Raw genomic sequence first — 10,167 nt, 5'->3', positions numbered from 1 at the left:
CCGTCGGCACCGACATCTGGATCGCCCTGGCCTGGTGCGTCGGCATCCTCGCCATCGCCTACGCCTTCGCCATGACCACCTACCGCCGCAAGATCAGCTGAGGCAAACCCGAACAAGCCCCTCCGTCTCCCGGCGAGACGGAGGGGCTTGTCGTTGCCGCGGCGAACCCACGGGGCCGACGCCGACGTGCTCCCAGTCGATGAGGACGAGGGCGCGATGCCGGCACGTTGCGGCGGAGGCGGGCGTTCCTTGCGCTGGCCTTCGCCGCTTGATGTCGGGCCCGGTCAGGCCTTGCTGTGGATGGTGACGACGTAGCCGTCGGGGTCGCGGAACGAGAACGTCGTGCCGAAGGGGCCGTCGAACGGTTCCTGGACGATCGGGACCTGCTGGTCGCGGAGCTTCTCGTGCAGGCCGGCGGCGTCATCGTCGTGGAACCACACGCCGATACCGGCGCCGAGCTGCGCCGCCGCGTCCAGGTCGACGCCAGGGAGCGGCGTGCGTACGGCGAACGCGACACCGGCGGACGCGAACACCGCGGCCTCGGGATTCGGCGTGGGTACCTGCCGCAGGCCTACGACGTTCTCGTAGAACGCCGCGGAGGCCTCCAGGTCACGCACCTGGAAAGAGACAAAGTCGGGTCCGGTAGTCATGGGAAAGCTCCTTCGTGTCGGGCAAGTGTCAATAGCCTGACACTCGTCTCGACGATGTGTCAAACTATTGACATGACGGATCGAGGTCTACCCACGTTGCCGGAGGAGCTCGGGGTGCTTATCAAGGAGACCCAGGCCGTGCTGCACCAGCGCATGGACGAGGTGCTGCGGCCCCTCGGGCTCAACGTGGCGCAGTACGCCTGCCTCCGGGCGCTGCACGACAGCCCGGGGATCACGAGCTCCGAGCTGGCCCGCCGGGCGTTCGTGTCTCGGCAGTCGATGAACGTCCTGCTGCAGGGGCTGGTCCAGCGGGGGCTCGTCGAGCGGTCCGATCAGCCCGGCCCGCGCCGCGAGCTCGCGGCGTCGCTCTCCGGGCCGGCGGTGGCGCTCCTCGATGAAGCGCACGGGCAGGTGGCGGGCATCGTGAACCGGATGACGGAGAAGCTCGACGGAGAGCGGCTGGTACAGCTGCGGGACAGTCTTGCTGCCTGTCGGGACACGCTGACGGCGTCGGAGGGGTGAGTCCGTGACGCTGCGACTCGGACTGGCGGGTTCACGAAAGTTGGTGATCTTCGTTGCCCCGCGCACACAGCCGCTGTTAGCCTCGCCGCCGTGATGACCGGTCAGGCTGCTCGCAGCCGCGCACAGACGGGCTATCCGGTCGTCGTCTGACGCCATCGGTGCCGCGCAGCAACGCTGCTGCCCGCGGCCCTCCGTCGGGTTCCTGAAGCCATATGCCAGGAACGACCAACCGACAGAGAGATGACAATGACCGCCAGCTTCAACCACACCATCGTCGCGGCCAAGGACACGGCAGCATCCGCCGCCTTCTACCGCGACCTCCTCGAGATCAAGGACGCGTCCTCCTGGGGCCCGTTCACCAACCTGCAGTTCGACGACGGCTTCCTGCTGCAGTTCGCCGCGCCGCCGATCGACTTCCCACCGCAGCACTACGCGTTCCTGATGGACGACGCGCACTTCGACCGCGCCTACGCCAGGATCCAGGCCGAGCAGCGCGACCACTGGGCCGACCCGCAACGGACGCTGCCGGGGGAGACCAACACCGGGCACGGCGGGCGGGGCGTCTACCTGCTGGACCCGGCCGGCCACTACGTCGAGCTGATCACCAAGCCCTACCTGCAGGCAGGTTCATAGACGCCCGCCGCCGAGCAGGTACGCCGCAATGAGCGCGATGCCCGCGAGCGTCGGCGTCCAGAACGTGACGAGCATGCCGCGGCGGAGCCGGGCGCGGGCGGCGGCGAGCTCCGTGTGGGCGGTGCCTTCCTGGCGGGCGGGGAGGACGGCTGGCGCGGCGCCGTACCGGTCGGGCGTCTCGGCGTCCGCGCTATGAGCGTCCCCGCGATGAAGGGGAAGGCGTGCGGTGACGGCGAAGCCGCCGTCTGGCATTGGGCCAGTGGTCAGGACGCCGCCGGCGAGCCGGACCCGTTCGTCCAGCCCGATCAGCCCGTATCCCGTGCCACTGCCGGACGGCGGGCGGGGCGGGGCGTCGTTCGTCACGGTGACGACCAGGAAGCCGTCGGCCGGGTCCTCGTGTGCGAGGGCGACCCGGACGGCGGCGCCCGGCGCGTGCTTGGCGGCGTTCGTGAGGGCCTCCTGTACCACGCGGTGGGCGGCGCGGGCCGTGTCCGGGGCGATCTCGCGCGCCCCTTCGGGATCCGGAAGCAGCTCCTGGCCTGAGCCGTGTCCGGCTCCCGGCTCCGGCCCAGAAACGGGTTCGGGGCCCGGAACCCGGCCACTGTCGAGAGTCACCCGCATTCCCGATGCTGCTGCCCGGTCCACGAGCGCAGCGATCGCCTCGACCGGGTTCGCGGCAGGGCCGGGCGGCGCGTCGCGGGGCGCGGGCTCGGTGTCGTCCCGCAGCATCGTCACCACCTCGTGCAGCCGCTCGGTGACGGCGGCCGCCGACTCGCGCAGCCGGGCCGAGGCGGCTCGCTGGTCCGGGTCGGTGGTGATCGCCTCCAGCGCCCCGGCCTGCACGGCGACGAGGCTGAGGTCGTGGCCCAGGGAGTCGTGCATGTCGCTCGCGATGCGGGCGCGCTCACGCAGGCGGGCCTGCCCGACGGCGCGGTTCTGCTCCCGCTCCAGCCGTTCCGCCAGTTCCCACCCCGCGCGGACGAGCTCGCCGTGCTGGTACACGTACTGCCCGGCTGCCCACGGGATGAGGACCTGCAGCAGGAGCCCGGTGAGCATCTCGAACCAGTCGTCCGCCGTGCCTGGCGCTCCGCCAGTGACGATGACCAGCGCGAACACTGCTAGCAGGCCGGCCACCACGGCGCCGAGGCCCAGCAGCGCGCGACGCCCGTCGGTCCGGCGGCCGAGCAGGAACGCAAAGGCGAACTGGGCGACGACGAGCTGGCTGGTGAACAGGTTCCCGCTCGCGATGAGCGACAGCGCACCCGGCAGGCCGGCGGCCACCACGGGCCACCGGCGCGCGAGGAGCACCGCCACGACGAGCATCGGCACGGCAATCGTGACGAGCTCCGTGCGGGTCCACGGGGCGGAGCCCTCGAGCTCGCCGCCGACCAACGCGAACGCGATCAGCATGCCGAGCAGCGCGACGTCCACCGCGAGCCGGACCACCCAGGGTCGACGGCCAGAAACGCCGAACGCGCCCCGCGGCGTGCCGGAGACCGGGCTACGCACCCGGCTCACCGACCAGCCCCGCCTCATGTGCCAGCACCGCGGCCTGCACGCGGTTGCGCACCCCGAGCCGGGCCAGCGCCGAGCTGACGTACGCCTTGACGGTGCCCTCCACGAGGAACAGGCGCGCCCCGATCTCCGCGTTCGACAGGCCCGCGCCCAGCAGCGCCAACACGTCCCGCTCGCGCGGGGACAGGCTCGCCACCAGCTCACGCGCCCGTGTCCGACGGCGGTCCGCGCCGGCCGACCCGGCAGGTCCCCGCCCGCTGTCGTCCAGGAGCCGGATCACGCGGGCGGCGACGCGCGGGGAGAGATACGCCGCGCCGTCGTACACGGCTCGGACCGCGGCGATGAGCTCGGCCGGGTCGCCCGACTTGAGCAGGAACCCGCTCACGCCGGCAGCCAGGGCCGCGGTGATGTACTCGTCCTCGCCGAACGTCGTCAGCATCAGCACCGTGGTACCCGGGACGGCGCGACGGATCTCCTCGGCAGCGGCCAGCCCGTCCAGGCGGGGCATGCGGATGTCCAGGACGGCGACGTCGGGCCGGTGCGTGCGGGCCAGTGCGACGGCGGCGAGGCCGTCCGGGGCTTCGGCGACCACGTCCACGCCGTCGGCGGACGTCAGGATGGTGCGCAGGCCCGCGCGGATCATGGCCTCGTCGTCGGCCAGGAGGACGCGGATCTCGCTCACGGATCGACGGTACCCGGACGACGGCGGCACCCAGCCGCCGTCGGGCCGCGCGGGCGCGAAGACCTGACGAACGACAGTAGTGCAGGTGCCGATCGGCAGGCGCCGCGCGCCCGCCGCCCGCCGTACGTTCACCGGGTGATCGAGCTGACCAACCTCACGAAACGCTACGGCGACAAGACCGCCGTCGACGACCTCACCCTGCGCCTCGAACCCGGGAGCGTCACCGGCTTCCTCGGCCCGAACGGGGCCGGGAAGTCCACCACGATGCGCCTGATCCTGGGCCTGGACGCGCCGACGTCGGGCACCGCGTTGATCGGCGGACTCCGGTACACCGACCTGGAGCGCCCGCTGACCACCGTCGGCGCGCTGCTCGACGCCAAGGCGGTGCACCCCGGCCGGAGTGGCCGCGACCACCTGCGCGCCATGGCGCGCAGCCAGCGCATCCCCGCCCGCCGCGTCGACGAGGTGCTGGAACGCACCGGCATGACCGACGCCGCCCGACGCCGCGCCGGTACCTATTCGCTCGGCATGAGCCAGCGGCTCGGCATCGCCGGCGCGCTGCTGGGCGATCCGCAGGTGCTCATGCTCGACGAGCCCGTCAACGGCCTCGACCCCGACGGCGTCACCTGGATCCGCACCCTGCTGCGCGGCCTCGCCGCCGAGGGGCGCACCGTGTTCGTGTCCTCGCACCTCATGAGCGAGATGCAGCAGACCGCCGACCGGCTCGTGGTGCTCGGCCGGGGACAGCTCATCGCGGACGCCCCGATGTCGGAACTGCTCACCGCCACCGGCTCGCGGGTGCGCGGGCCCGGGCTGGAGGCGCTCGCGGAGCGGCTCGACGACGTGCGCTGGACCGGCGACGACGAGCTGACCGTCCCGGGCGTGCGGCCCGAGGAGGTCGGCGCGCTCGCCCACGAGCTCGGCCTCCTGCTGCACCGGCTGGAGGCGACCGAACCGACGCTGGAGGAGTCCTACATGAGCCTGACCGCCGACGCCGTGGAGTACACCGCAGGAGGTGTGGCATGAGCGCGCTGCCAGCGGTCCGGACCGGTCTCGGCGACGCGATCGCCGCCGAGTGGATCAAGCTCTGGAGTCTGCGCTCCACCTGGTGGTACCTCGGCGGGGCCGCCGCGGTCGTCGTGCTGACGAGCCTCCTCGAGTCCGGCGACGGCGACCCGACCACACCCGACGCCCTGACTCCGGTGCTGGGGGCGGTGTCGTACTTCGTGCAGTACATCCTGGCGGTGTTCGGGATCGTGGCGATCACCGGCGAGATCGCCACCCGGTCGATCACCGTCACCATGGCGTGCACGCCGCGCCGCACCTGGATCATGGCCGCCAAGGCGCTTGTCGTGGGCGCCGTCGTGCTCGGGGCGTCGCTGCTGGTCACCGGGGGCGGGCTCCTGCTCACCGCGGCCCGGTTCGGGGAGGTCGCGCTCGTCGACGGGACGCAGGCCGAGACCGTGCTCGCGGCGTCGGTCTACCTGGCGCTGCTCGCCGTGTTCTCCCTGGGGCTGGCGACGCTCGTGCGCCGGACCGCCGGGGCGCTCGCGATCATGCTGCTGCTCCTGCTCATGGTTCCCGAGCTGCTGAGGCTGCTGTCCGAGCGGGTCGACGCGCCGTGGATCAACACCGTCGGTGACTGGACGCCCAGCCCCATCGGGTGGCGGCTGATGGAGGGCCAGTGGGCCGACGGGCTCGCGCTCCTGGCCTGGGCGGGGGCCGCGATCGCGGCCGCGATCTGGGTCCTGCGGCGCCGGGACGCCTGAACCGGGCTCGGTTTCCGGCATAGCCTGGAGCCGAACCTGACGGAAGGAAGCACCATGTCCCGCGTTCTGATCTTCGGTGGCCACGGCAAGATCGCGCTCCGGCTCGCCCCTCTGCTCGTGGAGCGAGGCGACGTCGTCACGGGCGTGATCCGCAACCCGGACCACGCGGACGACGTCGCGGCCACGGGAGCCATCCCGCTGATAGCCGACGTCGAGCATCTCGACGCCGCCGCGCTCGGTGACGTGGTGCAGGGGCAGGACGCCGTCGTCTGGTCGGCGGGCGCCGGGGGCGGAAGCCCGGAGCGCACCTACGCCGTCGACCGGGATGCCGCCATCCGCTCGATGGAGGCCGCGAAGGCCGAGGGCGTGTCGCGCTACGTCATGGTGTCCTACCTCGGCGCCCGTCCGGACCACGGTGTATCCGAGGGCAGCTCGTTCTTCGCCTACGCGGAGGCGAAGGCCGCGGCCGACAAGCACCTGCGCACCTCCGAGCTCGACTACACGATCCTCCAGCCCGGCCCGCTCACGCTGGACGAGCCCACCGGGCTCATCGAGGTGGCCGACCCCGGCGACGGCCGGGTCGCGCGCGCCGACGTCGCCGGGGTGATCGCAGCGGTCCTGGCGGACGGCGGCACCGTCGGGCGCACCATCGCGTTCGGCAACGGCGGAACCCCGATCGCGGAGGCGGTCGCCGCCAGGCCGTAGGTAGGCAGCTTCCTGTGACGTCGGCAGTTTGCATCGAGGTCGGTCCAGTGATGGACCGACCTCGATGCAAGCTGCCGAGTTCGTGAGACCTACGATCGGGAGATGCCCCAGGTGATCGTCGCAGTGCTTGTCGTCCTTACGCTCACAGCCTGCCAGGGCGGTCCTGACGCGGGTCAGGATGCGGATGAAGGTGCAGGTCAGAGCGCCGCGTCCCAGAGTGCCGAGTCCACGAGCGCAGCCGACGCCGCGGCCGTTACGCTCCCGCCCACGACCGGCCGGTTCGACTACCAGCTCGGCACCGCCTACGAGCTCGACGGCGGGCTCGACGTCGTCGTGCGGGACGCGACCGCCGAACCCGCCGCCGACGCCTACAACGTCTGCTACGTCAACGGGTTCCAGACCCAGCCCGGCGAGGCGGACCTCTGGCTCGACGGCAACGAGGACCTGCTGCTCCACGACGCGGCCGGGGAGCTCGTCGTGGACCCGGACTGGCCCGACGAGTACGTCCTGGACCCGTCGACCGATACGAAGCGCGGCCGCGTCCTCGACATCCTCGGCCCCGTGATCACCGGGTGCGCCGAGACGGGCTTCGACGCGATCGAGATCGACAACCTCGACACCTGGACGCGGTTCACCGAACCGAGCACGGGCCTGATCGAGAAGGCGGACGCCCTGGCGCTCGCCGGCTCCTACCTCGACGTCGCGCACGAGGCGGGCCTCGCGATCGGGCAGAAGAATGCCGCGGAGGCGACGACGGACGGGCGCGAGCTCGGGTTCGACTTCGCCGTGACCGAGGAGTGCGCGGCCTACGACGAGTGCGGCGCCTACACCGGCGTCTACGGGGAGAACGTGCTCCAGGTCGAGTACACCGACAACCTCCCGGACGGGTTCGACGCCGTCTGCGCCGGCCCGGACCGCGCGCCGCTGACGATCCTGCGCGACCGCGACCTGGTGGGCCCCGACGGCGAGGCGTACGCGTACGAGCAGTGCTGAGCTCCCGGTGGCGCGGTGCCGGGAACACTCCGATCAGGAGAAGTGCCAGAGCTTCACCGCGTCCGTCCCGCGCGAAGGACGGCGGTCCTTGCGCGGGACGGACACGGTGAAGCTGGTCTTCAATGTCCTGAGCGTTCGACGACGGCGGCCTCGCGTACGGCCTCGGCGATGGCCGGGGCGTCCTTCTTGAGGAGGGCGCCGTGGTTGCTGGCGACCTTCGCGCTGATCTTGATGTTCGGGTTGCGGACGGTCACCGCGTCGAGGCCGGCGCGGATCACCTCCTGCTCGTCACCGCGGCTGCCGAGGGACGTCCCCGAAGCGACCACGTACCGTGTCGGGACGGTGATGCTGTCCAGCACGGGACCGAGCTCGCGCTCACGGGACAGCACGCCGAGCTCGATGTTGCTCTCGGCCTGCTGCGCGGCGGTCATCCCGGGTGTCAGGCCCGTCGGGCGCAGCAGCCAGGTGATCGGGCGCATCCGCCGGAACAGCTTGCGGATCCGCTGAGCCATTGCATCGTCGAGCCAGTCGTGCGGGAACGCGCCGTCGACCAGCACCGCGCCCAGGGCACGGTCCGGGTTGCGGGCGGCCCAGTGTGCCGCGACGACCGCGCCGTAGGACCAGCCCACCAGCACGGCCCTGTCCACGCCCCGGGCGGCGAGAACGGCATCGACGTCCCGGACGGCGGCCTCGAACGAGTAGTCCGCCGAACGCTTCGACTTCGTGCCGCGAGCCCGCTCGTCGTAGGTGATGTGCCGCCATCCCGTGCCCAGCTCGGCGATGGTGTGGCGCCAGTACCCCTGCGTGGCGAACTGGCCGTTGAGGTAGACCACCGGGATGCCGGAGCCGCCGGTGTCGGTGACGGCGAGAGCGGTGTCTTCGACCGGCACCATGCCGGTCCAGGTCGAGTCGGTTGAGGAAGTGCTGGTCGTCATCTTCTTCTCCTGGTGTCGGTCGGTCTGGTTCTGGTCCCGCTTTGGGTGCCTCAGAGGCTGCGGGCGGTGATGTCGCCGTGGGACGTGGTGGCACGGATGTCGAGCCCAGCGGTGCCGTCGTTCTTGAGGGCGTTGCTGATGCGGCCGTAGTCGGTGCCGGCGTCGAGGGTGGCCGAGACGCCGCCGGCGGCGGCGATCGAGATGTCGCCGGACTGGGTCCGGAGCACGACCGTGCCGGTCGCGGCCTCGGAGACCCGGATGTCACCCCGCGCGGTGCTGATCTCCGCGAGGCCGCTGAGCCGGCCGACCTCGACGTCGCCGTCGATCGCCGTGAGGCGGACGCTTGCCGCCTCGTCGATCTTGATCCGGTGGTATGCGCCTTCGAACGCGACGTTGCCGAGGCGGCCGACGGCGCGGAGCTCAGAAGCGGCGGACCTGCCCTCGACGTGCGAGCCGGCGGGCAGCTGGACGGTGACCTCCACCGAGCCGGAGTGGCCGACGAGCTGGTTCTTGGGCTCGGCGGTCCGGACCTGCAGGACGCCGTCGGCGTAGACGACGGTGGTCTGCTCGGCGGTCCGGACGTCGCGGTTCTTCGCCGGGTTGGTGGGCAGGACCTCGACGGTGGTGTCGGCGCGGTCGGCGGCGATGAACTGGATGCGTCCGGCGGGGATGTCCAGGACGGCGGAGATCGGGGTGGGGGTGGTGAACTTCTGCATCGTGATCAGCTCCTGTGCTTGGTGGTCCGTGTGTTTCTGATACCGGAAACGCTACGTTGCTTTCCAAGACCAGGCAACAACAATGTTGCATAGATCGGACATAGCGCCAGGTCAGAGCGGATAAAGTGTTGCAACGGCCGTGAAGATAACGCAACGCTCGCTGCCTCTCTCGTTGCAATGGATGGGAGTGAACGCTAAGGTGGGGGAGTCAGGGGCGACCACGAGGATCACTAGGAGATCGCGATGCCGGGAGGCAGACTCACCAGGCAGGAGCGCCAGCAGATCGCGCTGGGGCTGGCAGACAACCTCGCCTACGCGGAGATCGCCAGGCGTCTCGACCGCCCGACCTCGACGGTCACGCGTGAGGTGATGCGGAACGGCGGCCCCACCGGCTATCGCGCCGACCTGGCCCACCGCGCCACCGAACGCCGCGTCCGACGGAGCCGACCGGCCGTACCCCGCGGGTCACAGGCGCCACCGCAGGCCCACGGGCGCGACGCCGAGGCCGTGGCCGCCTACGAGGAGACGCTCACCACCGTCCTCATGGCCTCGGGCCTGTCCAAGATGCCGGCCGGTGTGCTGACCTGCCTGTTCACCACCGACGCGGGCAGCCTCACCGCCGCCGAGCTCGTCCAGCGCCTCCAGGTCAGCCCGGCGTCCGTCTCCAAGGCGATCACGTTCCTCGAGGGGCAGGGCCTCGTGCGCCGCGAACGCGCCGAAGGCCGCCGCGAGCGCTACTTCGCCGACAACGACGTCTGGTACCAGTCGACCATCGCCAGCGCCCGGGCCAACGACCAGCTCGCCGAGACCGCACGGCAGGGCGTCGCCATCCTCGGTCCGCAGAGCCCCGCCGCCGCTCGTCTGGAGAACATCGCGCGCTTCCTCGACTTCATCAGCGAGAGCATCATCCGCGCCGCCGAACAGGCCCGCGAGGTCCTCCACACCAGGCCCGGGACAACCTCGAACGACACTGCCCAGCCAGGTCCATCTTCACGCTGATCCTCGCGGACGGCCGCAGTGGCGGGCGAGGCGCTCACATGAGGGAAC

Annotated in this window: 12 protein-coding genes and 1 pseudogene; 8 read left to right on the top strand and 5 right to left on the bottom strand. The window is 71.4% G+C overall.

Annotated features, from left to right (window positions below; genetic code table 11):
* Positions 1-101 (top strand): annotated as a pseudogene (locus C8K30_RS27280) (ABC transporter permease); the annotation flags it as partial.
* Between the two features lie 183 nt (positions 102-284).
* On the opposite strand, the gene C8K30_RS27275 reads toward C8K30_RS27280, so the two are convergent.
* Complete coding sequence (locus C8K30_RS27275; RefSeq protein WP_108496041.1) at positions 285-650, bottom strand: VOC family protein; 366 nt, start codon at positions 648-650, stop codon at positions 285-287.
* 114 nt (positions 651-764) lie between these two features.
* Between C8K30_RS27275 and C8K30_RS27270 the strand changes: the two genes are divergently transcribed.
* The gene (locus tag C8K30_RS27270; protein WP_199230727.1) at positions 765-1,172 is read left to right on the top strand and encodes a MarR family winged helix-turn-helix transcriptional regulator; all 408 of its coding nucleotides are present in this window, start codon (positions 765-767) and stop codon (positions 1,170-1,172) included.
* A gap of 246 nt (positions 1,173-1,418) precedes the next feature.
* On the top strand, positions 1,419-1,805 hold the full coding sequence (locus C8K30_RS27265; protein WP_108496039.1) for a VOC family protein: 387 nt from the start codon (positions 1,419-1,421) through the stop codon (positions 1,803-1,805).
* Here C8K30_RS27265 and C8K30_RS27260 read toward each other — a convergent pair.
* Together C8K30_RS27260 and C8K30_RS27255 are read right to left on the bottom strand one after the other, a co-directional pair.
* Positions 1,800-3,341, bottom strand: coding sequence for a sensor histidine kinase (locus C8K30_RS27260; protein WP_108496038.1), 1,542 nt, complete (start codon positions 3,339-3,341; stop codon positions 1,800-1,802). The two genes, C8K30_RS27265 and C8K30_RS27260, sit on opposite strands and share 6 nt — an antisense overlap.
* Positions 3,307-4,002: a response regulator transcription factor gene (locus C8K30_RS27255; protein WP_255415790.1), complete on the bottom strand. Its 696-nt coding sequence runs from the start codon at positions 4,000-4,002 to the stop codon at positions 3,307-3,309. Before C8K30_RS27255 ends, C8K30_RS27260 begins: the two co-directional genes overlap by 35 nt.
* Before the next feature lie 135 nt (positions 4,003-4,137).
* Between C8K30_RS27255 and C8K30_RS27250 the strand changes: the two genes are divergently transcribed.
* The 4 genes from C8K30_RS27250 to C8K30_RS27235 all read left to right on the top strand — a co-directional run bounded on the left by C8K30_RS27250 (position 4,138) and on the right by C8K30_RS27235 (position 7,469).
* Positions 4,138-5,028, top strand: coding sequence for an ABC transporter ATP-binding protein (locus C8K30_RS27250; RefSeq protein WP_108496037.1), 891 nt, complete (start codon positions 4,138-4,140; stop codon positions 5,026-5,028).
* Entirely contained in the window at positions 5,025-5,771 is a 747-nt protein-coding gene (locus tag C8K30_RS27245) for an ABC transporter permease subunit (protein ID WP_108496036.1), read from the top strand. The genes C8K30_RS27250 and C8K30_RS27245 overlap by 4 nt, the downstream gene beginning before the upstream one ends.
* Positions 5,772-5,825: 54 nt before the next feature.
* Positions 5,826-6,476 carry an SDR family oxidoreductase gene (locus C8K30_RS27240; RefSeq protein ID WP_108496035.1) on the top strand — a complete coding sequence of 217 codons (651 nt, stop codon included), beginning with the start codon at positions 5,826-5,828 and terminating at the stop codon, positions 6,474-6,476.
* Between the two features lie 102 nt (positions 6,477-6,578).
* Entirely contained in the window at positions 6,579-7,469 is an 891-nt protein-coding gene (locus C8K30_RS27235) for an endo alpha-1,4 polygalactosaminidase (RefSeq protein WP_108496034.1), read from the top strand.
* Positions 7,470-7,588: 119 nt separating this feature from the next.
* On the opposite strand, the gene C8K30_RS27230 is transcribed toward C8K30_RS27235, so the two are convergent.
* On the bottom strand, positions 7,589-8,404 hold the full coding sequence (locus C8K30_RS27230) for an alpha/beta fold hydrolase (protein ID WP_108496033.1): 816 nt from the start codon (positions 8,402-8,404) through the stop codon (positions 7,589-7,591).
* 50 nt (positions 8,405-8,454) lie between these two features.
* Positions 8,455-9,120 (bottom strand): DUF4097 family beta strand repeat-containing protein, encoded by a 666-nt coding sequence (locus C8K30_RS27225; protein WP_108496032.1) that lies wholly within the window; start codon positions 9,118-9,120, stop codon positions 8,455-8,457.
* Positions 9,121-9,363: 243 nt separating this feature from the next.
* Here C8K30_RS27225 and C8K30_RS27220 point away from each other — a divergent pair, with 243 nt between their 5' ends.
* Entirely contained in the window at positions 9,364-10,119 is a 756-nt protein-coding gene (locus tag C8K30_RS27220; RefSeq protein WP_108496031.1) for a helix-turn-helix domain-containing protein, read from the top strand.
* Positions 10,120-10,167: the final 48 nt, after the last annotated feature.

This window comes from Promicromonospora sp. AC04 (genome assembly GCF_003058225.1).
Classification (GTDB): domain Bacteria; phylum Actinomycetota; class Actinomycetes; order Actinomycetales; family Cellulomonadaceae; genus Promicromonospora.
This window is presented reverse-complemented; position numbering and strand designations above follow the sequence as displayed.